Source organism: Streptomyces viridochromogenes DSM 40736, assembly GCF_000158955.1.
Taxonomy (GTDB): Bacteria; Actinomycetota; Actinomycetes; order Streptomycetales; family Streptomycetaceae; genus Streptomyces; species Streptomyces venetus.
The window spans coordinates 5,633,294-5,658,398 of the sequence record NZ_GG657757.1 but is presented as its reverse complement, the minus strand read 5'-3'; the positions used below and the strand labels follow the sequence as shown (position 1 = coordinate 5,658,398).

Here is a 25,105-nt window from a genome sequence, read left to right as displayed (position 1 = left end):
TCCCCCGCGGCCGGGCCCGTGCGGCCGCCCTCGCCGCCGCGCGGGCCCGTGGAGGTCGAGTCCGAGCCCGAGAAGGAGAACCCCACGACCAGTGCGGCCGCCGACACGGCCCCCAGGGCCCCGACAGCGACAGCCAACCGCCGTGCCCGCGACGGCCCCTGCCGCCGACGGGAGCGGCGCCCGGGGCCGGGCCGGGCGTGGTCCGGCATGACCGGGAGTTCGCGAGTGTCGCCCGGGGAGGGGGTGGGGGGCATGCCCGGTGTGGGGGCTGTGCCGGGCGCAGCGGCCGCGCCAGACGTGGGGCCCATGCCGGGCACAGGGGCCGCGCCAGGCGCGGGAGAGGCCCCGGGCATGGGGGTTGTGCCGGGCATGGGGCCCGCTCCGGGCGAGGGATTCGCGCCGGGTACGGAGCCCACACCGGGGACCGAGCCCGCGCTGGGCACAGAGGCCGTGTCAGACGTGGGGTAGGCGCCGGGCATAGGAGCTGTGCCGGGCATCGGGCCCGCTCCGGGCGAGGGATTCGCACCGGGTACGGAGCCCACACCGGGGACCGAGCCCGCGCTGGGCACAGAGGCCGTGTCAGACGTGGGGTAGGCGCCGGGCATAGGAGCTGTGCCGGGTATCGGGCCCGCTCCGGGCATGGAATACGCGCCGGGCACGGGGGCCGAACCCGTGCCGGGCGTGGCATACGCGCCGGGTACGGGGGCCGAACCCGTGCCGGGCGGGGAATACGCGCCGGGGGCCGAGCCCGTGCCGGGTGCGGAGGCCGGGCCGGACGTGGGGTAGGCGCCGGGCAGGGGGCCCGTGCCGGGGGCGTGTCCCGGGCTGGGCGGGGCGTCCGCAGCGCGCTCGGCGCCGGCGCCGTACTCGCCACCCGCGCCGTACCCGGCGTCACGGGCGTTCTCGGCGTCACCGGCGCCGCCCCCGGCGCCATAGGGCTCCTGCCAGCCGTGGGCCGCCGCCGGGTCGGCGTACGCGTCGTACGCCGGGGGTGGGGCTGCCTGAGGCAGGTACACGTTCGGCGGTTCCTGCGGCTCGTCGCTCGTCGCCCCGTCGGCGTAGTCGGATGGCTTGGACATGGCGGCGCATTCTAGGTACTGAAGGGGCTGGTGGGACAGCGCACGGCGATATCCACCCAAACTGCCGCGTCTCACGTGGCGGAAAACACGACCCGCGAGGCATTACCGGGCCGTAAGCTCCCAGACATGCAGGTGATCCAGTCGACCAAGCTCGCCAACGTCTGTTACGAGATCCGGGGCCCGGTGCTCGAGGAGGCGATGCGGCTGGAGGCGGCCGGCCATCGGATCCTCAAGCTGAACACCGGCAACCCGGCCGCGTTCGGCTTCGAGTGTCCCCCCGAGATCCTGGAGGACGTCCTCCGGAACGTGTCCTCGGCGCATGGGTACGGCGACGCGAAGGGACTGCTGGCCGCGCGTCGGGCGGTCGTCATGCACAACCAGACCCTCGGCATCGAGACGGACGTCGAGCACGTCTTCATCGGCAACGGTGTCTCCGAGTTGATCGTGATGGCGATGCAGGGCCTGCTGGACGACGGGGACGAGGTGCTCGTGCCCGCCCCGGACTACCCGCTGTGGACCGCCGCCGTGTCCCTGTCCGGCGGCACCGCCGTGCACTACCGCTGCGACGAGCAGTCCGACTGGATGCCGGACCTCGCCGACGTCGAGCGCAAGGTCACCGACCGCACCAAGGCGCTCGTGATCATCAACCCGAACAACCCGACGGGCGCCGTCTACGACGAGGCGATGATCAAGGGCCTGACCGACATCGCCCGCCGCCACAACCTCCTCGTCTGCTCCGACGAGATCTACGACAAGATCCTCTACGACGAGGCCACGCACACCCCCACCGCCTCCGTCGCCCCCGACCTGCTGACCCTCACCTTCAACGGCATGTCGAAGGCGTACCGGGTGGCCGGCTACCGGGTGGGCTGGATGTCGATCTCCGGGCCGCGCGCGCACGCCGACTCCTACATCGAGGGTCTGACGATCCTGGCGAACATGCGGCTGTGCGCCAACATGCCGGGGCAGCACGGCGTCGTCGCCGCCCTCAGTGGACGGCAGACGATCAACGACCTGGTCCTGCCGGGCGGCAGGCTGCGCGAGCAGCGGGACGTCGCCTACGAGTTGCTGACCCAGATCCCGGGCGTGACCTGCGTGAAGCCGAAGGGCGCGCTGTACCTCTTCCCGCGCCTCGACCCGAAGGTCTTCAAGATCAAGGACGACCGGCGGATGGTCCTGGACCTGCTCCGGCGCGAGAAGATCATGGTCGTCCAGGGCACCGGCTTCAACTGGCCGGAGCCGGACCACTTCCGGGTCGTGACCCTGCCGACGGTCGGCGACCTGAGGGACGCGGTGGGCCGGATCGGGCACTTCCTGGACGGCTACAGCCAGACCTGACCACAAGACCGCACCGACTCGCTCACGCTACGTGTGCAGGCAGTCCGGTTTTGTGAACAACTCAACTTTAGACGAAATCTAAGCTAGGATGGCTTCCTGTAAGAACACAGGAGGCCCTCCCATGTACGAGCCGATCCGCGCCAAGTCGGTCCACAGCACGGTGGACGGCCCCGACCCCGACTTTCCCCACCGTTCCCGTGAGGAAGAGCTGGACATCCAGCTCGCGGGCCACCTCGCCGCCCTGCTCGCCGTCACGGACGAGCTGCGCGCGGCAGCGCCGTCGGCCGACATGGACGCCGCGGCGGAGCGGCTCGCGGAGCAGGTGGCGCGCCTGAGGGGCGGACGGACACCAGTTCGCGTGCTCGGCGGGCGGCGCGAGCGCGGTGCGGCGGCGCTGCACCGGCGGGCGCATGCCCTGGCGGGGCGTGCGCTGGTGGTGGCCGCGTCCCGTGCCGACACGGCGGCCGCGATCCTGGCCGCCGAGCAGATGGACGCGCACTCGGCGGCCCTGGAGCCGCGCGAGCTCGCGTCCCACTGAGCCCTCTTCGGGCTCCCTTCGACGGCCCCGGTCCGCGCGCACCCGCAGCGACGCGCGGACCGGGCGCCACAATCCACCGCGCACCGCCCTCCCCGACCAGTGCTCCACCTCGTGGGCTTCAGGAACCGTGGTACAGCCGTTGCAGGTCGACGAGGACCACCTCACCCCGGCTCTCGGCCGCCCGCAGCTCCGCGTCGAATCCGGCGCCGCTGTAGCAGGCCGGTCTGGCATGACGGGTGTCGACGCCCCTCGCCTCCAGCAACTCCAGGATGCGGCGCAGGCGTTGCAGGTGCCCGAGGTTCATGACCTTGTGCCACTTGGCCTCCCCCACGGACAGCAGGATGCCCTGGTCCTGGCCGATCGCCCCGTGCACCACGACGTCGGCCTCGAGAGCGGTCCGGTTGACCGGGTCGGCCACGGTCCCGGACGCGACCTGGATCGGCATGCCCCCGAACGTCGCGGGGTCCGCGTGCCACTCGACCCACTCACGGCACAGGCGCTCGAAGTGCGGACCTACGACCTTGCTGAGGAACGTCGCCCTGCTGTGCTCCCACATCCTGGCTGCTCCTCGACGGCGACTGAGCAGAGCCGTCTCGGGGCGGACGACGGCATGGTGGAAGGTGATCAGCGGCTCTGCGACGTGGTAGGTCGTGCGGTTGGCGCGGAAGGCGTCGGGCTCGACGGTGAGCAGGCCGCAGTTCTTCAGGACGGACAGCGGCAGTGAGATGTCCGTCGCCTTGCGGCCCACCGCACTCGCGATGCCGCCACTGGTGCGGTCGCCGCCCGCCACCGCGGCCAGGACCGAGTGGTACAGCGACCGGTTGCGCAGGTCCGGCTCGGCGGCCAGGAGGTAAGGAGCCTCGCCGTGGATGGGACGGGCCGGGTTGAGTACGGTCCGGCAGACCCAGGCGGGGAACGTGGGCGAACATCCACCGAGTCATCCCGGAGTGGTACTGATGCCCAGGACAGCGAAAGCGCGGTGGCTCATCGGCGTGGGCGTCGCCCTCTGCGTGGTCGTGGGCGCCGGGCTGGCGTTGCTGGACGCGCTGGCCGTGCGGTGGGGTGTGGAGCAGGAGGCCGCTCGTAAGACCGTGTGGTGCGAGCTGTACACCGAAACCGGCACCGACACCGACATCCCGAAAACGCCCGAGCGCCCCGGTCGACGTAGGCCGTCGGCCGGAGCGCTCGGTCATTCATCGGCACGTTCGTGAGCCCGCCTGGGGGCCGCGCCGAAGCGGGCGGAAGGGGCCGGTCGTCGCTGGTTTCCGTCGAGGCGGACGGAGGACGCGGTGACCGGCCCCGAACCCCGCACGCCGTTGTACGGGCCCCGCCGGTGTGTCCCGCGGCCGGCCGTGACGATGTTGCTGGTCAGGGCACTGTCGGTTCCGGCCGGCCGCGGAGTTCGGGGGTGGGCTCAGCCCAGGCGCCGCACCAGCGCGTGGTACTCGTCCCACAGCTCCTTCGGCGTGTGGTCGCCGAAGGTGTTGAGGTGGTCGGGGACCAGGGCGGCCTCCTCGCGCCAGACCTCCTTGTCGACCGTGAGCAGGAACTCCAGGTCGCCGTCGGACAGTTCCAGGCCGTTGGTGTCAAGGGCGTCCTTCGTCGGCAGGACGCCGATCGGGGTCTCGACGCCCTCGGCCGTGCCGTCCAGGCGTCCCACGATCCACTTCAGGACGCGGGAGTTCTCGCCGAAGCCGGGCCAGACGAACTTGCCGGCGTCGTCCTTGCGGAACCAGTTGACGTAGTAGATCTTCGGCAGCTTGGACTGGTCCTTGTCCTTGGCCACGTCGATCCAGTGGGCCATGTAGTCGCCCATGTTGTAGCCGCAGAACGGCAGCATCGCGAACGGGTCGCGGCGCAGCTCGCCGACCTTGCCCTCGGCGGCGGCGGTCTTCTCGGAGGCCACGTTGGCGCCGAGGAAGACGCCGTGGTTCCAGTCGAAGGACTCCGTCACCAGCGGTACGGCGGTGGCGCGGCGGCCACCGAAGAGGATCGCCGAGATCGGCACGCCCTTGGGGTCCTCCCACTCCGGCGCGATGATCGGGCACTGCGAGGCCGGCACGGTGAAGCGGGCGTTGGGGTGCGCGGCCGGGACGCCCGACTCGGGCGTCCAGTCGTTGCCCTTCCAGTCCGTCAGGTGGGCCGGAGTCTCCTCCGTCATGCCCTCCCACCAGATGTCGTTGTCGTCGGTGAGGGCGACGTTGGTGAAGACGGAGTTGCCCCACAGCGTCTTCATCGCGTTGGCGTTGGTGTGCTCGCCGGTGCCGGGGGCGACACCGAAGAAACCGGCCTCGGGGTTGATGGCGTAGAGCCGGCCGTCCTCGCCGAAGCGCATCCAGGCGATGTCGTCGCCGATGGTCTCGACCGTCCAGCCGGGCACGGTCGGCTCCAGCATGGCGAGGTTGGTCTTGCCGCAGGCGCTCGGGAAGGCCGCCGCGACGTACTTGGCCTCGCCGCGCGGCGGGGTCAGCTTGAGGACCAGCATGTGCTCGGCCAGCCAGCCCTCGTCACGCGCCATCACGGAGGCGATGCGCAGGGCGTAGCACTTCTTGCCGAGCAGGGCGTTGCCGCCGTAGCCGGAGCCGTAGGACCAGATCTCGCGGTCTTCAGGGAAGTGCGAGATGTACTTGGTCTGGTTGCAGGGCCAGGGGACGTCCTCCTGGCCGGGCTCCAGCGGGGCGCCCAGGGTGTGCACGGCCTTGACGAAGAACCCGTCGGAGCCGAGCTCGTCCAGGACGGGCTGTCCCATGCGGGTCATGGTGCGCATGGAGACGGCGACGTACGCGGAGTCGGTGATCTCCACGCCGAGCGCGGACAGCGGCGAACCGAGCGGGCCCATGCAGAACGGCACCACGTACATGGTCCGGCCGCGCATCGAGCCGCGGAACAGCCCGCCCTGACCCCCGGTCCCCTGGAAGATCTCCCGCATCTCGGCAGGGGCCTTCCAGTGGTTGGTCGGGCCGGCGTCCTGCTCCTTCTCGGAGCAGATGAACGTCCGGTCCTCGACGCGCGCGACGTCGGTGGGGTCGGAGGCGGCGTAGTAGGAGTGGGGGCGCTTGATCGGGTCGAGTTTCCGGAAGGTGCCCTTCTCGACGAGCTCCCCGCACAGTCGCTCGTACTCGGCCTCGGATCCGTCACACCAGACCACGTTGTCCGGCTGGGTCAGTTCGGCGATCTCGTTCACCCACGAAATCAGCCCCTGATGGGTGGTGGGGACGGTGGGAGCCGCGATGTCGCGCGCCACGATTGCTCCTAAATGAGGGATTTTTGGTGATGTGGAGGCCCCGTGGGGGCTGCGACCCGGATGCTTCACGGTTTAACTTGGCGCTCATCCGGTGCCGACCGCACTCATTTGATCATCCGACGAGTCCGCCCATCTGTCCAGAGGAGCGCACAGGTGAGCAACGTGAGGATCGCCACGGTTTCTCGCGCACGCTTTACGTGCACGTTGGGTTCACCAGACCGTCCGTTTGCGTAACCACCGGCCGGTCATGGTGAGAGGATGGCCACTCTTGGTCGGTCAATCCGCGCGACGGATGGGCCACTTACGGTTCCGTAGCTACCATTCGGCCATGACTGCGTTCGTCCCTGACGCGCCCACCGACAAGGACACGCCGGCCGACGGCCGCGGTCCGGTGGCGCTCTCCCTGCCGCATCCGGTGAAGCCCAAGCTGCGCGGCTGGCTGCACCTCGGCATGTTCCCGGCCGTCCTCGTCGCGGGTCTGGTGCTGACCGCCCTCGCCGACTCGACCAGAGGACGCATCGCCTGCAGCATCTACGCACTGACGGCGTGCCTGCTGTTCGGCGTGAGCGCGCTGTACCACCGGGGCAACTGGAGTCCGCGCATGGACGGCATCCTGCGCCGTCTGGACCACGCCAACATCTTCCTGATCATCGCGGGCACGTACACGCCGCTGACCATGCTGCTGCTGCCGGGCACCAAGGGCCAGTGGCTGCTGTGGGGCATCTGGGCCGCGGCGGCGGCCGGTATCGCGTTCCGCGTCTTCTGGGTCGGCGCCCCGCGCTGGCTGTACACGCCGTGCTACCTCGCGATGGGCTGGGCGGCCGTCTTCTATCTGCCGGACTTCATGCGGACCGGCGGCATCGCCGTCCTGGTCCTGGTCATCATCGGCGGCGTGCTCTACAGCGCGGGCGGCGTGGTCTACGGGATCAAGCGGCCCAACCCGTCACCGCGCTGGTTCGGCTTCCACGAGGTGTTCCACTCATTCACCTTGGCGGCCTTCATCACGCACTACGTGGGGATCTCGCTGGTGGCGTACCAGCACGGGTAACCCCCGCCCGCTCGACCTCTCCGGCCACGGCTCTCCAGCCGTGGCCGTTTTCGTTGCGCCGGGAGTGTCTACCGATTGACAGTAGCTACCTTTTGAGAGCTACTCTCATTTCATGGCTACTGTCACTAACGGGGTCGGGTACGACCCACGCCGCTGGTGGGCCCTCGGGGCCCTGGTCGCGAGCATGCTGACGCTCGGTTTCGACATGACGATCCTCAACGTCGCGCTGCCGACCATGGCGGAGGACCTGGGCGCGACGACCGGCGAGCAGCAGTGGATGGCGGACGCCTATGTCGTCGTCTTCGCCGCGCTGATGCTCCCGGCCGGGCTGCTGGGCGACCGGTTCGGGCGGCGGCTGATGCTGATCACCGGCCTCGGGATCTTCCTGGCCGGCTCGGTCGTGGGCGCCCTGGCCGGGGACGTGACCTGGGTCGTCGCCGCCCGTGCCGTGATGGGCGTCGGCGGCGCCCTGGTCATGCCGCTCGCCCTGTCGGTGCTGCCCTCGCTGTTCGGCCCGGACGAGCGCGCCAAGGCCATCGGCGTCATGTCGGCCGCCTCCGCGCTCGGCATGCCGCTCGGCCCGATCCTGGGCGGCTGGCTGCTCGACCACTACTGGTGGGGCTCGGTCTTCCTGATCAACGTCCCGATGGTCGGCATCGGCATCACGGCCTGCCTCTTCCTGCTCCCCGAGACCCGGGACCCGGCCTCCCCGAAGGTCGACACCGTCGCCACGGCACTCACCGTGACGGGCCTCGGCGCCCTCGTCTACGCCATCATCGAGGCGCCCACGCGCGGCTGGGGCGACCCCCTGGTGGCCGGGTTCCTCGGCGCGGCGGCGATCCTGCTGGCCGGGCTGGTGCTGCGCGAGCGCCGGGCGGCGCGGCCCATGCTCGACATGGAGCTGCTCGGCCACCGCGGCTTCCTCGTCAACACGATCACGGCGACCCTGGTCACCTTCGTCCTGGCGGGCCTGCTGTTCCTGCTGCCGCCCTACCTCCAGGCCGTCCTCGGCCACGACGCCCTCGGCACCGGGCTGCGGCTGCTGCCGATGATGGCCGGGCTGATGGTCGCCGCACGCGGTGCCCAGCCGGTCGTCGCCCGGTTCGGTCCCCGCGCCGTGGTCACCTGCGGCCTGGTGGTGCTGGCCTTCGCCGCGTTCCTCGGCAGCCGGACGACCTCCGACTCCGGCTACGGCTTCGCCGCGCTGTGGCTGACCGTCACCGGCCTCGGCTTCGGCTTCGCGGTGGTCCCGGCGATGGACGGGGCGCTGGCCGCGCTGCCCGCCGCCCGGGCCGGCAGCGGCTCCGGGCTCCTCATGACCCTGCGCCAGGTCGGCAGCGCGATCGGCATCGCCCTGCTCGGCAGCCTGCTCGCGGGCGTCTACCGGGACCGGCTCGACGTCACCAGACTGCCCGCCCGGGCCGCCGACACCGCCGGGGAGTCCGTGGTCGCCGCGCACCTCGTCGCCGAGCGCACGGGCACACCCGGCCTGGCCGCCTCCGCGAACAGCGCGTACGTGCACGGCATGGGCGTCGTCCTGGTGGTGAGCGGCGTCGCGGCCCTGGTCGCCGCACTGCTCGCCGGGGCGTTCCTGCCGCGTACCCGCCCCGCCTCGGACACGGGGAGCGAGACCCCGGCTATGGCCGAGCCCGAGGCCGATGCCCGACAATGACCTTCATGACGGCAGCACGCACCACCCCCGCCGACCGCCCTGCGATGGGACTCCGGGAGCGGAAGAAGATCAAGACCCGTCAGGCGATCCGCACCGCGACCTACGCGCTGATCGAGGAGCAGGGCTACGACGCCACGACGATCGAGCAGATCGCCGACCGCGCCGAGGTGTCGCCGTCGACCGTCTTCCGCTACTTCCCGACCAAGGAGGACATCGTCATCACCGACGAGTGGGACCCGGTGATGCTGGCGGAGGTGCGGGCCCGGCCCGAGGACGAGTCCTGGGCCGACGTCCTCAGGCACGTGATGCGCACGGCCCTCGACCTGAGCCTCGCCGAGGAACCCGAGGTGACCCGGCTGCGGACGAGGCTCGCGGTCGAGGTGCCCGCCGTCCGGGCCCGCATGATCGAGAGCATGTCCGCCACCGGCCGGCTGCTGCGCGAGGCCCTCGCCGAGCGCTCCGGGCTCGACCCCGACAGCCTGGAGCTACGGGTCTTCGCGATGTCGGTGATGGGCGGGCTGATGGAGGTCTCCCACTACTGGGCCGAGACCGGCCACCGGGACGACATCAGGGAACTCGTCGACCGTGCCCTGGACGTCCTGGAAAAGGGCCTGCCGACCCAGAAACCCTGAGGCGGCGGCCCGTCGCCGTGGCATCCTGATCCGGTGAACGGTCCCGAGATCCACGTCGAGTTCGCACCCGAACTGCACGTCTTCGTCCCCCGGGCCCGGCGGTCGGACACCGTACGGGCCGCCACCGACGGCGTCTCCAGCCTGGGCCATGTCATCGAGTCCCTCGGTGTGCCGCTGACCGAGGTGGGCGCGCTGCTCGTGGACGGCCAGGAGGTGCCCGTCTCGCACGTCCCGGTGGCCGGCGAGTCGGTGACCGTGCGGACCGTCGCCCGGCCCCAGCGGGTGCCGGGCGCTCCCCTGCGGTTCCTCCTCGACGTGCACCTCGGCACGCTGGCACGCCGGCTGCGGCTGCTCGGTGCGGACACGGCGTACGAATCGACCGACATCGGCGACCCCGCCCTCGCGGCACGATCGGCCGCCGAGCAGCGGGTCATGCTGAGCCGCGACCGGGGGTTGCTGCGCAGGCGTGAGCTGTGGGCGGGGGCGTTCGTGTACAGCACGCGTCCCGAGGAGCAGTTGTGGGACGTCCTGGGGCGGTTCGAGCCCGAGTTGCTTCCCTGGACGCGGTGCACCGCCTGTAACGGGGTGCTGCGCGAGGCGACGAAGGACGAGGTCGCCGATCAGCTGAAGCACGGGACGCATGCGACGTACGACGTGTTCGCGCAGTGCTCGGCGTGTGGGCGGGCGTATTGGCGGGGGGCGCATCACGAGCAGTTGGAGGCGATCGTGGAGCAGGCGGTCGCTTTCACCAGGAGCGCGGTTGAGGGTTGAGCGCCGTGGGGAACCGCGCCGCCGTCGTGGCTGGTCGCGGAGTTCCCCGCGCCCCTGAAGGGCGTGCAATTGCGGGCGATCGTGGCGCAGGCCAACGTGCTCCGGGCGGGCGCCGTTGAAGGTTGAACGCCCCGGGGAACCGCGCCGCCGTCGTGGCTGGTCGCGCGGTTCCCCGCGCCCCTGAAGGGCGTGCCCCTGGAGGGCGCTTCTAGCGCCCCGCTGTGTCGTCCTTGCCGCAGGCGGTTCCGTCCCTGTTTCGGTCCAGGCCCAGCGGGTCGTCCTTGCCGTTGATCTTCAGGCGGCCGTAGTCGTTCGCCTTGAGCCACGCACAGCGGGCCGCCGTCGTCTTCTTCACCTCCGCCGGGAAGTCCGTCGGCACGCAGACGTTGATCGAGCCATAGTGGCGGTCGCAGCCGGAGATCGTGGGGCTGACCTTCTGCGACGTCCGCTTCTTGCCGGGCTTGACCACCTTGCCCGTGGGCTGGTCCGCGAAGTCGTGGACATGGGCCGAGGCGTCCGACGCCTTGAGGGCCCGCGGGCCCTGGAGGTGCACCCACTTCGCCACCGAGGGCACGCCGTTCGCGTCGACCGCGAAGAGCATGTACCAGCCGGGCGGGGCCAGGTTGGGGTTGCTCGTCACGTTCAGGTCGACGTTGTCGCCATCGACCGACAGCGGCAGGTCCACGAACCGCTGGTTCGGGTCCGAGGAGTGCGTGACGGCGGCCGGGCGGATCAGCTCGGCCTTGGCGATGGGCCGGTCGACGGTGATCCGCTGGGTGTCCCCGTAGTTCCACTCGGTGTCGATGACGGAGGTGATCCGCGGGCGGGGGCCCTTGAAGAGGTACGGCGGGCTGTAGACCGACACGTCGTGGTTCCAGGTGCCGTTGCCCGGGTTGTCGCCGGTCGTCATCACACGGCCGTCGGGGAGCAGGAACGCCGAGGAGTGGTAGCCGCGCGCCTCGGGGTCGACGGCGACCGGGTCGAAGGTCTCCGACGCGGGGTCGAAGATCGACGTCTCGTAGACCGGGTCGGCGCGGTTGTGCAGCGCGCCGCCCGTCTCCAGCACCTTGCCGTCGGGCATCAGCACGGCGGAGACGTACATCTTGCCCTGGTTCCCGGTCTGCGGGACGGGCCCGTTGCCGAGGTCGACCGTGCCCTGCGGGATCGGCGGTCCCGCCACGTACGAGGGGTTCGGCTGCTTGAGATCGATGATGTCGGTCAGGCGGTTCGCCTCCGGGTTGGAGTCGATGTTGCCGCCGCCGAGGGTGAGGACCTTCTGGTCCTGGGCCGGGGGCAGCAGCACACTGGCCGACTGGTCGCGCTCGTCCTTCTTCTGGAGGCCCGGCACCTGGGTGACCGTGTTGGCGCCGTAGTCGTAGATCGCCGATCCCGTGCCCGGGATGTTGTTGCCGAAGACGTGGCTGCCCGAGTAGAAGAGGCGGCCGTCCTGCATGAGGATCATCGACGGGTACAGGCCCCAGTAGGACCAGGTCTGGTTGACCTTCCAGGTCGGCTGCCACCGCTGCTCGGCCTCGGAGAACAGCTCGGCGGTGACCGAGCCGGTGGAGTCCTCGCGCAGGCCGCCGAAGGAGATGACGTCACCGTTGCCGAGGATCGTCGCCGACGGGTACCAGTGGCCGTCGTTCATGTCGTTGGTCTTGGAGTAGGTCTCGGTCTCCGGGTCGAAGACGTACGAGTCCTTGTAGCCCTGGTAGCCGATACGCCCGTCCGCCGACGGAAAGCCCTTGTTGCCGCTCATCACCAGCACGCGCCCGTCCTGGAGCTGCACATGGCCCGCGCAGAACATGTCCTTCGGGGTGGGGATGATCTTGTACGAGCCGTTCTCCGGGTCGTACACGGCGCTGGTGAAGGTGCCCGCCTCGAACATCGACTCGTCGTTGCCGGAGCCGGCGATGAGCAGCACCTTGCCGCCCCGCAGGACGACCGAGTGCATGGAGCGGACCGGGTTCCGCGTGGGCAGCACGTCCCACTTCCCGTTCGCGCACTGCTCCGCGGTGCCCGTGCACTTCGGCGGCAGGACCGGGTCGGGGACCTGGTCCATCCGGTAGTCGTCGGTGGTGGCCGAGCCGGTGCCGTAGACGGAGACGCCCCAGGAGATGCGGTCGGTGCCGGCCGGGACCTCGGGCGTGCGGACCGTGGCCTCGGTCCAGTCGCCCGCCAGGTCCAGCGTCTTGAGGTCGGTCCAGTACTGCCAGCCGGCCGTGGCGTCGTGCCGGAACAGCGTGATCGCCGCGTCCGGGGTGGTCGTCTTGTACCAGAGGCCGAGGTCGTACTGCCTGCCCGGCGTCACGACGGGCGCGCACTCGGCGGACTCGGTGATCAGGGCCTTGCGGTCACCGTCGACGCGGCGCGTCAGCTCGACCTTCATGGCCTTGCCGCCGGTGCGCGCGTCGCTCGTGGTGGTGAAGGTGAAGTCGTTGTCGCCCCAGCCGGACTTCTCCCAGCAGTACGGCATGTCGCCGGGGCCGGCGGTCTCGAAGCCCGGGTTCCTGATGAGGTTGGCGGCGGAGGCGGGCTGGGGTGCGGTCATGAGCAGGCCCGAGGTGAGGCCCGCCACGGACAGGAGTGCGGTCGTTCTGCGACGAAGGTTCACGCGGCTCTCCTCGCGGTGCGGCTGTCGCGCGCGGGCTTCTCACGTCCCCGGCGCGGCAGGTAGACCAGCGCTTCGGTCCCGGCGAAGCGCAGGACGAACGTCGTCACCAGCGCCAGCGCGGTGGCGGACAGCACGCCCAGGTGGAACTGGTGCACGAACAGGGCGATGAGCGGGATGCGCAGCACCAGATCGGCGTTGGCGAGCAGCGCGAACCGGCCGGCCCGGTCCCACCAGCGGCGGTGCCGGCGCCGCTCACGGAACAGCAGGTGCTCGATGAGCACGAAGTTCCAGGCCACGCCGAGCTGGTTGGCGAGGATCTCCGCCGGCACGTAGTGCATGCCGAGCGTGTTCAGCGCCCACAGGCCGACCAGGTTCGGGAGGAAGCCGGTGAGCCCGATCAGGCCGAAGCCGATCATGCGCGCGACCGGTGAGGCGGTGCGCAGTCCGGCCAGGTGGCGCAGGAAGCGCAGGCCCTCCCGCGCGGTCGACTTGGACTCCCCGGCGAACCGGTCCTGGAAGACGAAGGGCACCTCGGTGACCGTGCGCGGACGGTTGCGGACGGCGAGTTCGAGGAGGATCTTGTAGCCGAGCGGCTGGAGGACCTCCGCGGTGACCGCGCTGCGGCGGATCGCGAAGAAGCCGCTCATCGGGTCGCTGATGCCCTTCAGCCGGCGGGGGAAGAGCGCCTTGGTCAGCCAGGTCGCCCCGCGTGAGACGAGCACGCGGTAGCTGCCCGCGAGTCCGGCCCGGCTGCCGCCCTTGATGTACCGGGAGGCGACGACCAGCCCGGCGTTCGCCCGCTCGCCGGTGGCGACCAGGTCGGGGACGAGCGACGGCGGGTGCTGGCAGTCGCCGTCCATGACGACGATCCAGTCCGACGTGGCCGCCTTCATGCCCTCGACGACCGCGCCGCCGAGCCCGCCCGCCGGCTCCTCGCGGTGCAGCACGGTCACCGGGAACGGGCAGTCCCGCGCCGCCTTCTCGATGACCTCGGGCGTGTCGTCGGTGGAGTCGTCCACGAAGACGACCTCGCAGGGCAGCCGGGCCGGGACGGCCTCGGTGATCTGGTGCAGCAACTGCCGTACGTTCGCCGACTCGTTGAAGGTCGGTACGACGATGGTGACGGCGCCCGGTTCGGGGATCTCGGTGGTCTCGACGACCTCGCCGGGGACGGTGGACTCCTGGCTCATCGGGTGCCTCCGGCGGTGGTCTGGATCTGGCGGATCTCGATACGGTCGGCGCCGGTGCCGAAGGTGGCGACCGGGTCCGAGTGCTCCATGGCGGCCTTGACGTTGGGCAGGTCGGCCGCGTCCCGCCGGACCGTCGGTGAGGCGACGACGTAGTCCAGGTCCTTCCAGCCGCGCGGCATCGTCTTCGTCACCGCCGGGTCGAGGTCGGCCTTGTAGAACCAGATGACGCCGAGTCCGGGCCGGTAGCCGTGGTGGACGAGGTCGAGCCAGAGCGCGTCGTCGACCAGCACCCGGGTGCGCTCCGGGTCCTCGACCTCGGTGGCCAGCCACTTGGAGGCGGCCTGGTACGGGGCGTTGGCGTCGGTGGTGACGGCGGTGCGGGCGCCGTCGTACCAGCGAGGTACGACGTAGGCACCGGCGGCGAGGGCCAGGACCGCGGCGAGCGCGTACCGTCCCACACTGACGTACCGTTTCTCCGCCTCGGAGCGCCAGCGGCTCAGCACGGCGTGCGCGACGGAGGCGGTGCCGCCGGCGAGCACGAGCGCGAGGAACGGCAGGGCCTGGATGACGTACATCGCGGGCAGGTAGCCGTTGGGGCGCAGGGCGAGCGCGGCGAAGATCGCGACGGCCAGGGCCGGTCCGGCCAGGGCCCGGGCGGTGACCGACCAGCGCCAGGTGACGAGCAGCAGCAGGGCGCCGGCGAGGCCGCCGAGGGGCAGGATCCGGTCGTAGTACAGCCACGACTGGAGCACGCCCCAGGAGCCGGAGCCCTGGTCGAGGATGAAGCCCGAACCGGGTCTGGTCATCTGGTACTTGACGCCGTCCCAGAGGGAGACGTGCCCGGCGCCCGGCAGCAACTCGCCCTTCAGCAGGGCGAACAGGGGGTACGAGAAGCCGATCAGCGCGCAGGCCGTGACAGCGCCGGTGAGGGCGAACTTGCGGGTGTCCCGGTGGCTGTGCCGCCACATGGTGAGGAACAGGGCGGGCAGGACGATGAGCATCGTCTCCTTGGTGAGGACGGCCGTGGCCGCCGCGATCCCCGCGCCGAAGTGGTGCCAGAGGTGGCGGCTCGGGGAGGCGGCCAGGGTGAAGGCCAGCAGCGTCCACATCACCGCGAGGTTGTCGAGGAAGATCTCCCGCTGGAGGACGACGGCCAGCGGGGAGAGCCCGAAGAACACCATGCCGAGCCCGGCCGCCCAGCGGGGCAGGGCCAGGCGGCGGCCCAGCACGTAGACCAGGACCGCGCTGACGCCGCTGATCACCAGCATGGCGGCGCGCATGGTGCCGACCGTCATCGACTCGGGGCTGATCAGCGCCGGGATCCAGGTCAGCAGGGCGATCTGGATCCAGCCGAGGGGCGGATGGTCGTACCAGTAGGTGTAGTGGGCGAGTCCGTCGCCCTGCTGGACCGACCACGCCTGGGCGAGGTAGGTGCCCTCGTCGTCGCTGAGGGCCGGGTAGTCGGCGATGTTCCAGCCCTGCACGACGAGGATCGCCACGAGGAGGACACCGCAGAGGACCAGGTCGGGGCGGGAGGAGCGCAGCCGGCTCGGCGGCTCCGGTGTCCGGTGCGCACCGGTCCGGGGCGCGGGCTGCCGCTGCGCGGGGACCTTCGGGGTGGTCGCCGCGGGGAGGGTGGAGGTCACGCGGGAACGTCCTCTCGGGTCACGGGCACGTGTCGCCGGGTCTCGTCGAGATGCGCGCCGACGTGTGTCGTCAGCTCCCAGTCGTTGCGTCCGCGCTGCTCACGCCACACGGCCCGTACGGCCGCGCCGGCGAGCAGGACCTGGTAGAAGGGGCCGCCCAGGACCAGCTTCAGGTAGTGCGCGAAGCGGACGCGCAGGCCGTACTGCCGGCCGAAGTCGTGCAGTCCGACGATCTCGAAGACGAAGGTGACCAGGGCGGTGACGGCCGGCAGGAAGGTGATGAAGGCGATGCCGACGGACACGTCCAGGAACAGCGCGATCGCCACGTTCAGCGGGATGATCAGGCCGGTGAAGGCCTGCATGAACGGCGTCATCAGGGTGTAGCGGGCGAGTAACCGCTGCCCGAGGGTGGGCAGTTGCTTCCAGTCCTTCTTCCGGTACACCTGGAGGAACCCCTGGTTCCAGCGGGTGCGCTGCTTCAGCAGGGACATGAGCGAGCCCGGGGTCTCCTCCCGGGTCACCATGTCGGAGTCGTAGGCGACGACGACCTTCTTGCCGACGCTGGAGAGCCGTACGCCCAGGTCGCAGTCCTCCGCGAGGCAGTCGGGATCCCAGCCGTCGGCTTCCTTCAAGACGTCCGTGCGGACGAAGACGGTGTTGCCGCCCAGCGGAATGAAACCTTTCTGCGCATGCAGGTGGAGCCGCGAGCGGAACCAGAAGAAGTACTCCAGGCAGTTGCGCAGGCTGTACCAGCTGGAGTGGAAGTTGATCAGCTGCACCCCGCCCTGGACGACGTCCGCGCCGGTGGTGCGGAAGGCGTGGTCGACGTGCGCGAGGAGTTCGGGGTGGACCTGGTCCTCCGCGTCGAAGACGCCGACGACGTCGCCGCGGCAGTGCGGCAGGGCCGTGTTCATGGCCTTCGGCTTGTTCTTCTTCGCGTGCGTGTCGACGACGACACGGACCCGCGGGTCACCCGCCGCGGCCTTCTCGGCCACGGCGGTGGTCTCCGGGTCGTCGTGCCCGACGATCACGATGATCTCGAAGTCGGTGTGGCTCGACTCCAGCAGCCGCTGGATCGTGTGGTCCAGCACCGCCTGTTCGTGCCGGGCGGGCAGCAGCAGCGAGAAGGAGACGTGCTCGTCCCCGTCCGGGCTGCTGAACCGCGTGGAGGCGAGCACTTCCGGCGTACGCCAGGCGTGCATCTGCCACCACAGGGTGAAGGCCGCCATCCAGAACAGGGCAAGCGAAACCGCGGCGATGAAAACAGACGTCAGCAAACAGATCCCCCCAGATCCCAGAACCCCCAGGCGTGACGGTGTGCCGGTGCGGCCCCGTCCGTCACGTCACCGTGCAGACATTAGGGGGGAACTGTGAAGCCCGGGGGCTGTTCAGATAAAGAGCGTGTTTCCCTTGATTCCCGACTTCAGTCGCTCAGCACCGCACGCAACCGGTCAACTTCCGTTGTCGGCACGTCACATGTGAAGTTACGGCAGACGTACGCGGCTGGTTCACCGCCGACCAGCGGACGGTCCGCGAGCAGCGGGAACTCCTCGCTGCCCGGGGTGCCGACGGCGACGACCGCGCCGGGCGCGGTACCGAGAAGTGCCGTGTGGTGCAGGGCCCTTGTGCCCTCGTGATCGAGGGACGGTCCCACGATCGCGACCTCGCGCGGCCCGTCCAGCGCGGCCTCCGCGGCGGCGAGCCCCCAGCCGATGAACCGGGGCACGCGCGGCCCGAGCGCCTTGACGACGCCGAGGGCCTTCCGGGCGGCGGTGCGGTGGGGCTCGGATCCGGTGTGCGCGGCGTAGCTCAGCAGGGCGCCCGCCGCCGCGGTCCAGCCGGACGGGGCGGCGTTGTCGGTCGGGTCCTGCGGGCGGCGGATCAGCCGCTCGGCGTCGGCGGCGGTGTCGAACAGGGCGCCCGACTCCGCGTCGGTGAAGCGCACCAGGACGTGGTCGAGGAGGAACCCGGCGAACTGCAGCCAGACGCCCTCGCCGGTGACGGACGCGAGCGCGAGGAAGCCCTCGGCCACGTCGGCGTAGTCCTCCAGCACGCCCGCGTTGGCACCGGCGTGGCCGTCCTTGCTGGTCCGGGTGAGCCGGGCCTGTTCGTCGAGGTGCAGCCGGACCAGGAGGTCGGCGGCGGCGACGGCCGCCTCGACGAGGTCGGGCCGGTCGAAGTAGGCGCCGGTCTCGGCCAGCGCGGCGATCGCGAGGCCGTTCCACGCGGCGACGACCTTGTCGTCCCGGCCGGGCGCGGGCCGCTCCGCCCGCTTCGCGAGCAGCCGCTCCCGGACGGAGGCGATCTTCCCCGCGTCGAACAGACTGTCCTGCTGCGGGAGTTGCAGCACCGACTGGCCGTGCTCGAAGGTGCCCTCCTCGGTCACGCCGAAGTACTGAGCGGCGAGCTCGGCGTCCTGTTCGCCGAGCACCTCACGCAACTGCCCGGGCGTCCACACGTAGTACGCGCCCTCGACGTGCTTGCCGGTCCCGTCGTCGCTGTCGGCGTCCAGCGCGGAGGCGAACCCACCCTCCGTGGTGCGCAGTTCGCGCACCATGAAGTCGGCCGTCTCCAGGGCGACCCGGCGGGCGAGCTCGCTGCCGGTGGCGCGCCAGAGGTGGGCGTAGACGCGGCACAGCAGGGCGTTGTCGTACAGCATCTTCTCGAAGTGCGGCACGATCCAGTCGCGGTCGACGGAGTAGCGGGCGAAGCCGCCGCCGAGCTGGTCGTAGATACCGCCCCGGGCCATGCGCTCGCAGGTGTCCCGGGCCATCTGCAGGGCGCCCTCGGCACCGGTGCGGGCGTGGTGGCGCAGCAGGAACTCCAGCGCCATGGACGGCGGGAACTTCGGCGCCCCGCCGAATCCGCCGCGCTGCGGGTCGTACTCGCGGGTGAGCGCGAGCAGCGCCTGCGCGAGCTCCTGCTCGCCGGGGGCCTGGTCGTCGCCGTAGGAGATCTCCCGCCCGGCCAGGTCCCGGACGATCTTCCCGGCGACCTCGGTCACCTCGTCCCGCCGCTCGTCCCACGCCTGCCGCACGCCCTCGAGGACCTGCCGGAAGGAGGGCATGCCCTGGCGGGGAGCGGGCGGGAAGTACGTGCCGAAGTAGAAGGGCTCGGCCTCCGGCGTGAGGAAGACGGTCATGGGCCAGCCGCCGTGCCCGGTCGCCGCCTGCACGGCCTCCATGTAGACGGCGTCGACGTCGGGGCGCTCTTCGCGGTCGACCTTCACGCTCACGTAGTGCTCGTTGAGGTACTCGGCGGTCTGCTGGTCCTCGAAGGACTCGTGGGCCATCACGTGACACCAGTGACAGCTGCTGTAACCGATGCTGAGCAACACGGGCACGTTCCGCTTGCGGGCCTCCTCGAAGGCCTCCGCCGACCAGGGCCACCAGTCGACGGGGTTGTCGGCGTGCTGAAGGAGGTAGGGGGACGTCTCGTGCGCCAGTCGGTTCGGCATGGTGTCCATCCTGCCGCAGTACCCCGCCCGGCACGCGTCAGGCGGTGCGCGGGCGCCGCTCCCGACGCCCGGCCGACGGGCGCGCCTCACCCCAACGCACCCGTCTCTTCACATCATCGGGCCGGGCACGCCCCCTCGCCCCGATGCGCCGTCCGCAGCACACTTGACCAAGGAAACGACTGAGGGACGACCAGGAATCGGTGTTTCGCCGGAGGGGGACGTGACATGCGGGACAGTCATCGGGCGGAGGCCGAGCGGCTGTTGGCACGGGCCGTGGAGGAAGAGGTGCGCCGGACGGGCGGGCGCACCGACGGAAAGGTGCTGCTCGCGCGGGCGCGCGGCGCGCTCGACGCGCTGGCGCAGAGCTCGGCCGAGGAGTACGAGGCCTATACGCGCGCCCTGGACGAGGCGGCGGCGGGACAGGTCACCTTCGGGCAGCGCTACGCCCGGGAGGGCGCCGGGACACCGCTGCTGGTGGCCGGGGTCGCGGCCCTGGCGGCCGTCGTCGCCGACCTGGCCCTCGGCACCGGTGCCGGGACGGCGGTGAGCGCGGGTGTGACCGTCGGGGTCGTGGGCGCCGCGGCGACCGTCGTCAAGGTGGTCGGCTCGCATCTGCCGGCCGCGCACCGCCGGGCCGGGGCCGTGAGCCAGCCGGGCGGGCCGGAGCAGTTGCGGTTGCAGTGGCTGACGGCGCTGGAGGTGCGGGGCATCCGGCCGTTCCTGGACCAGGAGCGGGTGCGCGCCGCCTCCACCGGGCCGAAGGCCACGGGGCCGCGGCTGCGGGGCGCGGACAAGAGCGCGGCGGCCCGCGGCCGCAACGTGCTGTCGCAGTCCTTCGGGCAGCTTCCGGAAGTCGCGGATCCGTTCGCGGGGCGGCGCGCCGAGCTGGCGCAGATCCGGCAGTGGGTGCAGGCGGCCCGGGCGAGCACGCAGACGCAGCCGACGGTGGTGGTCCTGCACGGCACGCCCGGCAGTGGCCGTACGACGCTCGCGGTGCAGGCCACGCACGGGCTGAAGGACTACTTCCGCGGCGCCTGTGTCGTGGACCTGCGCGCCGAGGGCCCGGGCGAGTCCCCGCTGTCCACCCGCAACGCCCTGCTGCACCTGCTGAACCGGCTCGGCGCGCCCCGCGAGCAGCTGCTGTTCCGCGAGCGCTCCTCCCCCGACCAGCAGGTCAAGCGGCTGAGCGAGCTGTACCACCAGCATCTGACGGGCCTGCCGGTCACGGTCGTCCTCGACGACGCCTCGGACGCCGAGCAGGTGCGTGCCCTGGTCCCGGAGCGGTCCGACAGCCTGGTGCTGGTGACCGCGCGGGGCCCGCTGGAGCTGGGCGACCTGCCCGCGCGGGTGCACCAGCTGGCGGTGGAGCCGCTGGACGCGGCGGGCGCGGAGGAACTGCTGGGCGCGGCGGCCCAGGACAGTTCCGGGCCGTACGACGCCGAGTCCGCCGACCGGGTGCGGGAGCTGTGCGGCGGGCTGCCGCTGGCGCTGCGCATCGTGGGGTCGTGCCTGGGCCCGCGTTCCCCGCGCGCGCTGGCCACGGACCTCGGCGCGTACGGCCCGGTCGAGCCGGTCGAGCGGGCCCTGTGGCTGCGCTACTCCGACCAGTCCGAGACCGTACGGCGGCTGCTGCGCAGGCTGGCCCTGGCCGGCCGGGCCTCGCTCGGGGCCGCCGCGGCCGCCGCGCTGCTGGCCACCGACGAGGCGGAGGCGAAGCGCCATCTCCAGGCCCTGACCCGCGCGGGGCTGATCGACCATGTCCGGGGCGACCGCTACCGGCTGCACGACCTGGTCCGCGCCTTCGCCCAGGCCCGGCTCCTCGACGAGGAGGAACCGGCCGAGCGCACGGCGGCGCAGGAGCGGCTGATCGTGAACTACGCCGAGCTGGCCGACTCGGTGCTGCGGATGGTCGACGGCAACATGTCGACCCGCACGAACCGCTTCAGCCCGTACGGCTTCACCTCCCTCGACGAGGCGCTGCGCTGGCTGGACGACGAGTCGAGCTTCATCACGGCGGCGCTGCGGCACGCCGAGGGCGTGAACCAGGCGGCGGTCCTGAACCTCCTGGGCGCCCTGTGCGACTACTGCCTGCTGCGCGGCGACCTCTACCGCCTGGGCGAGATCAGCGAACTCGCGCAGGCCGTCGACGAGGGGCTGCTGGTCCGCTCGGTGCAGTGGCGCACCGGCATCGCGGCGCGGCAGCTGGGTGAACTGGACAAGGCACGTACGACCCTCGCCTCGGTCGTCGACCTGTACCGGGAGGCCCATCACGACGCGGGCGCCGCCCGTGCCCTGTGCTCCCTCGGCATCACCCTGCACCACCAGGGCAACCTGACGGAGGCGTCGGGGAAGCTCCGCGAGGCCCTGGCGCTGCAGGCCTCTCCCGAGCTGGCGACGGACCGCGCCTGGACGATGCACGCCCTGGCGGCCGTCGAACGGGACCGGGCCCAGGTGGCTCAGGCGCTGGACCTGCTGACGGAGTCCCTGGTCCTGCACCGCCGGGGCGAGTCCGTGCACGGCCAGGCCTGGGCCCACTTCCAGCTCGGTCAGCTGGCTCTGCGCATGGGCGACGTCCCGCGCGCCGAGTCCGAGCTGCGCGCGGCCCTCGACCTGTACGGCCGGACCCGCGACGCCCGCGGCGAGGCCTGGGCCCTGACCCAGCTGGCCCGGGCCCGGCTGGTCGACGGGGACGCGTCACCGGCCGTGGAGGAACTGCGCGGGGCCGCCGCCCGGCACCGCGACAACGAGGACGCGCGGGGCGAGGCGTGGACGCTGTACTACCTGGGCCAGGCCCTGGAGGAGACGGGCAACCTCGACCAGGCGGTGCGTGAACTGGAACGCTCCCGCACGATGTTCTCCCGCATGCGTGACGTGTACGGCCTGGCCTGCGCCCGCCACCACTCGGCCCGCGTCACCCGCGACCAGCGCGCGGCCCAGACGGGCTCGCTGCGCAACTCGGGTTTCGCCCGGCAGCTCCTGGTGGACGCCCGCGCCGACTTCCAGCGCATCGGTGTCGCCCACGGCGAGGCCTGGACCTGTCTGGAGCTGGCGGTGGTGGACGCGGGCAACGCCCGGACCCAGCAGGCGCTGGCCCTGTGCGACGAGGCGCTGGACCTCTTCACCTCGTACGGCGACCGCCGGGGCGAGGACTGGGCCCGCTTCCTGCGCTGCACGCTGCTGCCGTACGCGGCACCCGGCGGCGCGGAGGTCGGCACGGCGGTGGCCCAGGAGGAACTGGCCCAGCTGTCCCGGGCGGGTCATCCGCTGCGCGACGAGAAGCTCGACGAGTACGCGGACGCCTGGGCGCTGCTGCTGGAACGGGGCGTGAGCCTGGAGGCCGGCTGGCAGGCCTGGGAGCTCGGGATGACGCCCAGCAGGCATGCGCGGGAGGTCATGGGCGTGCCCGTGGAGTCACAGGCGTAGGGCGCGCGGGGTGCGCCGGGTACCCGTCGGCGACGGACCGCCGCTGACGGGTACCGCCCCGGGAAGGGGCGTCAGCCTTGCTTCTTGCCCTGGCCGGAGGCCTCTGCCTCCGCCTCCGTGGCCGCGGACTTCGCCTCCGCCTCCGCCTGCTCGGCCTTGGGGTCCGGGACCTGCGTGAAGTCGACCCTGTTCATGTGCCGGCTCATGGACTTCATCAGGGCCCACACCGCCAGGGCCATCGCCGCGAAGACGATGAAGCCGAGGACGCCGGGGGTGACCTTGTCCTCGTCGACCTCCTTGGCGAAGGAGACGAGATGCGTCATTGCCAGGCTTGCGCTTGCGCTCATGTCAGGCATTGTCGCGGATGCCCGCAAAGAGGTCGTCCTCGGGGAGGGAGGTATCGACGAGGGACTTCGCCAGCTCGTACTCCTCCGTCGGCCAGACCTCCTTCTGGATCTCCATCGGCACCCGGAACCAGCCCCCGTCCGGGTCGATCTGCGTGGCGTGCGCGATCAGCGCCTTGTCACGGATCTCGAAGTAGTCGGCGCAGGGGATGTGCGTGGTGAGCGTGCGCTCGTTGCGGCCGAACTCGTCCCAGCGCTTGAGCCACTCCCCGTACGGCGACTCCATGCCCCGGTCCAGCAGCGCCTGGTGCAGCGCCTCGGTGCGGGGGCGGTTGAAGCCCTGGTTGTAGTACAGCTTCTGCGGCTGGTACACCGGCCCGTACTCCGCCTCCGGGTACTTCTCGGTGTCCGTCGCGCCCTCGAACGCCACCATCGAGATCTTGTGGGTCATGATGTGGTCGGGGTGCGGGTAGCCGCCGTTCTCGTCGTAGGTGGTGATCACCTGGGGACGGAAGGCGCGGATCTTCCGCACCAGCTCGCCGGCCGCGTGGTCGACGTCCTCCAGGGCGAAGCAGCCCTCCGGCAGCGGCGGCAGCGGGTCGCCCTCGGGCAGGCCCGAGTCGACGAAGCCGAGCCACTCCTGCTTGACGCCCAGGATCTCCCGGGCCTCGTCCATCTCCTTCTTGCGTACCTCGTGGATGTGCTCCTCGATGTACGCGTCCCCCTGGAGCTTCGGATTGAGGATGGAGCCTCGCTCCCCGCCCGTGCAGGTCACGACCAGCACGTCCACCCCCTCGGACACGTACTTCGCCATGGTCGCCGCGCCCTTGCTCGACTCGTCGTCGGGGTGGGCGTGGACAGCCATCAGTCGCAACTGGTCAGTCAAGACTCAATCCTCAGTAAGTCGGCGCCCTGTGTGCGTCGGCGCAATCGGCGGCTTCTATAGTGACCGAATCGGCGGGCGAATAATTCCGGGACCCGGTCCTGGAGGCCCTTCCGGGGCCTTCGTCCCGGCCCTGTCTGGAGGACGATCATGAGCACGGCGAGCACGCGACTGCCCGAGGGACGCTACGGCCGTACCTCGGACGAGCGCGCCGACCGCAAGCTCAAGATCATCGGCGCCGTGCTCGCGGCGGCGCTGCTGGGGCTCGTCGGCTGGTTCGGCTACTACTACGTCGGCCAGAACGAGATCAGCGCCGAGGTGATCAGCTTCGAGCTCGGCGAGAAGTCCGTGCAGGTGCATCTCCAGGTCCACAAGGACGCCGGTACCGACGGTTACTGCACCGTGCGTTCGCAGGCCGAGAGCGGCAAGGTCGTGGGGCGGGGCGAGTTCCACTTCGACGGTGACGCCACCAGCATCGACAAGGTCGTCACGCTGCGTACGACCTCTCCGGGGACGACGGCCGAGCTGCTGGGCTGCCACGCCGACTGACGACAACCGGCCACCCGGAATACGTAGGACCTGACCTGCGCTGACAGTAATCTAGTGGCTTATGTCCTCCCCCTTGCGCCCCTGAATTGTTAGGCTCGTGGTTTCGCCCATCCGTGGAGGAACATTCTTCTGGGTAGGGCGATGCTTTGTATTCCCAGTACCTACGAGGAGCACCTGTGACCCAGACCAGCGAGAACGTCACCTGGCTGACCCAGGAGGCGTACAACAAGCTCAAGGCTGAGCTTGAGTACCTTACTGGTCCCGCGCGGGCGGAGATCTCCGCGAAGATCGCCGCCGCGCGCGAGGAGGGCGACCTGCGTGAGAACGGCGGGTACCACGCGGCCAAGGAGGAGCAGGGCAAGCAGGAGCTCCGTGTGCGCCAGCTCACCCAGCTTCTCGAGAGCGCCAAGGTCGGTGAAGCGCCCGCGGCGGACGGTGCGGTGGCGCCCGGCATGGTCGTCACGATCGCGTTCGACGGTGACGAGGACGACACGCTGACGTTCCTGCTCGCCTCGCGCGAGTACGCGAGCGCCGACATCGAGACGTACTCCCCGCAGTCCCCGCTGGGTGCCGGCGTGATCGGCCACAAGGTCGGCGAGGACGCGGAGTACGAGCTGCCGAACGGCAAGAAGGCCTCGGTGAAGATCCTCAAGGCCGAGCCGTACGAGGGCTGACCG

At 71.0% G+C, this 25,105-nt stretch carries 18 protein-coding genes and 1 pseudogene; 10 read left to right on the top strand and 9 right to left on the bottom strand.

Annotated elements, in window-relative coordinates; translation table 11 throughout:
• Positions 1-1,205: 1,205 nt before the first annotated feature.
• Both SSQG_RS25010 and SSQG_RS25005 read left to right on the top strand, forming a co-directional pair.
• Complete coding sequence (locus SSQG_RS25010; RefSeq protein ID WP_003992633.1) at positions 1,206-2,417, top strand: pyridoxal phosphate-dependent aminotransferase; 1,212 nt, start codon at positions 1,206-1,208, stop codon at positions 2,415-2,417.
• 121 nt (positions 2,418-2,538) lie between these two features.
• The gene (locus SSQG_RS25005) at positions 2,539-2,955 is read left to right on the top strand and encodes a hypothetical protein (protein ID WP_003992632.1); all 417 of its coding nucleotides are present in this window, start codon (positions 2,539-2,541) and stop codon (positions 2,953-2,955) included.
• A 118-nt stretch (positions 2,956-3,073) separates the two neighbouring features.
• Here the strand turns inward: SSQG_RS25005 and SSQG_RS25000 are convergent, their stop codons facing one another.
• Positions 3,074-3,745 (bottom strand): hypothetical protein, encoded by a 672-nt coding sequence (locus tag SSQG_RS25000; RefSeq protein ID WP_003992631.1) that lies wholly within the window; start codon positions 3,743-3,745, stop codon positions 3,074-3,076.
• A gap of 229 nt (positions 3,746-3,974) precedes the next feature.
• Here SSQG_RS25000 and SSQG_RS43010 point away from each other — a divergent pair.
• A pseudogene (locus SSQG_RS43010) lies at positions 3,975-4,166 on the top strand (hypothetical protein); the annotation flags it as partial.
• Positions 4,167-4,369: 203 nt separating this feature from the next.
• Here SSQG_RS43010 and SSQG_RS24990 read toward each other — a convergent pair.
• Positions 4,370-6,199, bottom strand: a complete 1,830-nt coding sequence (locus tag SSQG_RS24990) for a phosphoenolpyruvate carboxykinase (GTP) (RefSeq protein WP_003992629.1) — start codon at positions 6,197-6,199, stop codon at positions 4,370-4,372.
• A gap of 328 nt (positions 6,200-6,527) precedes the next feature.
• Here SSQG_RS24990 and trhA point away from each other — a divergent pair, with 328 nt between their 5' ends.
• The 4 genes from trhA (at position 6,528) to SSQG_RS24970 (ending at position 10,322) form a co-directional block, all read left to right on the top strand.
• Positions 6,528-7,247 (top strand): PAQR family membrane homeostasis protein TrhA, encoded by a 720-nt coding sequence (gene trhA, locus SSQG_RS24985; RefSeq protein WP_003992628.1) that lies wholly within the window; start codon positions 6,528-6,530, stop codon positions 7,245-7,247.
• Between the two features lie 112 nt (positions 7,248-7,359).
• On the top strand, positions 7,360-8,919 hold the full coding sequence (locus SSQG_RS24980) for a DHA2 family efflux MFS transporter permease subunit (protein ID WP_003992627.1): 1,560 nt from the start codon (positions 7,360-7,362) through the stop codon (positions 8,917-8,919).
• A 5-nt stretch (positions 8,920-8,924) separates the two neighbouring features.
• Entirely contained in the window at positions 8,925-9,551 is a 627-nt protein-coding gene (locus SSQG_RS24975; protein WP_039935410.1) for a TetR/AcrR family transcriptional regulator, read from the top strand.
• Between the two features lie 33 nt (positions 9,552-9,584).
• Positions 9,585-10,322, top strand: a complete 738-nt coding sequence (locus SSQG_RS24970) for a Mut7-C RNAse domain-containing protein (RefSeq protein ID WP_003992625.1) — start codon at positions 9,585-9,587, stop codon at positions 10,320-10,322.
• 208 nt (positions 10,323-10,530) lie between these two features.
• Here SSQG_RS24970 and SSQG_RS24965 read toward each other — a convergent pair whose 3' ends face one another.
• From SSQG_RS24965 to SSQG_RS24945, 5 genes are all read right to left on the bottom strand, one after another.
• Entirely contained in the window at positions 10,531-12,873 is a 2,343-nt protein-coding gene (locus SSQG_RS24965; RefSeq protein WP_244299518.1) for a galactose oxidase early set domain-containing protein, read from the bottom strand.
• Between the two features lie 59 nt (positions 12,874-12,932).
• Positions 12,933-14,126 (bottom strand): glycosyltransferase, encoded by a 1,194-nt coding sequence (locus SSQG_RS24960; RefSeq protein WP_003992623.1) that lies wholly within the window; start codon positions 14,124-14,126, stop codon positions 12,933-12,935.
• Positions 14,123-15,772 (bottom strand): ArnT family glycosyltransferase, encoded by a 1,650-nt coding sequence (locus SSQG_RS24955; protein ID WP_003992622.1) that lies wholly within the window; start codon positions 15,770-15,772, stop codon positions 14,123-14,125. The genes SSQG_RS24960 and SSQG_RS24955 overlap by 4 nt, the downstream gene beginning before the upstream one ends.
• Positions 15,769-17,049: a glycosyltransferase gene (locus SSQG_RS24950; protein ID WP_039933563.1), complete on the bottom strand. Its 1,281-nt coding sequence runs from the start codon at positions 17,047-17,049 to the stop codon at positions 15,769-15,771. Before SSQG_RS24950 ends, SSQG_RS24955 begins: the two co-directional genes overlap by 4 nt.
• Before the next feature lie 146 nt (positions 17,050-17,195).
• Positions 17,196-19,229: a thioredoxin domain-containing protein gene (locus SSQG_RS24945; RefSeq protein ID WP_003992620.1), complete on the bottom strand. Its 2,034-nt coding sequence runs from the start codon at positions 19,227-19,229 to the stop codon at positions 17,196-17,198.
• A 225-nt stretch (positions 19,230-19,454) separates the two neighbouring features.
• Between SSQG_RS24945 and SSQG_RS24940 the strand changes: the two genes are divergently transcribed.
• The gene (locus SSQG_RS24940) at positions 19,455-22,652 is read left to right on the top strand and encodes a tetratricopeptide repeat protein (RefSeq protein ID WP_003992619.1); all 3,198 of its coding nucleotides are present in this window, start codon (positions 19,455-19,457) and stop codon (positions 22,650-22,652) included.
• A 71-nt stretch (positions 22,653-22,723) separates the two neighbouring features.
• Here the strand turns inward: SSQG_RS24940 and SSQG_RS43005 are convergent, their stop codons facing one another.
• Both SSQG_RS43005 and mca read right to left on the bottom strand, forming a co-directional pair.
• Positions 22,724-23,008, bottom strand: a complete 285-nt coding sequence (locus SSQG_RS43005) for a hypothetical protein (protein WP_003992618.1) — start codon at positions 23,006-23,008, stop codon at positions 22,724-22,726.
• Complete coding sequence (gene mca / locus SSQG_RS24930; protein WP_039933559.1) at positions 23,001-23,861, bottom strand: mycothiol conjugate amidase Mca; 861 nt, start codon at positions 23,859-23,861, stop codon at positions 23,001-23,003. Before mca ends, SSQG_RS43005 begins: the two co-directional genes overlap by 8 nt.
• A 168-nt stretch (positions 23,862-24,029) precedes the next feature.
• Here mca and SSQG_RS24925 point away from each other — a divergent pair, with 168 nt between their 5' ends.
• A complete protein-coding gene (locus tag SSQG_RS24925) occupies positions 24,030-24,428 on the top strand; it encodes a DUF4307 domain-containing protein (RefSeq protein ID WP_003992616.1) in 399 nt (132 codons plus the stop codon).
• Between the two features lie 176 nt (positions 24,429-24,604).
• A complete protein-coding gene (gene greA / locus SSQG_RS24920) occupies positions 24,605-25,102 on the top strand; it encodes a transcription elongation factor GreA (RefSeq protein WP_003992615.1) in 498 nt (165 codons plus the stop codon).
• Positions 25,103-25,105 lie beyond the last annotated feature (3 nt).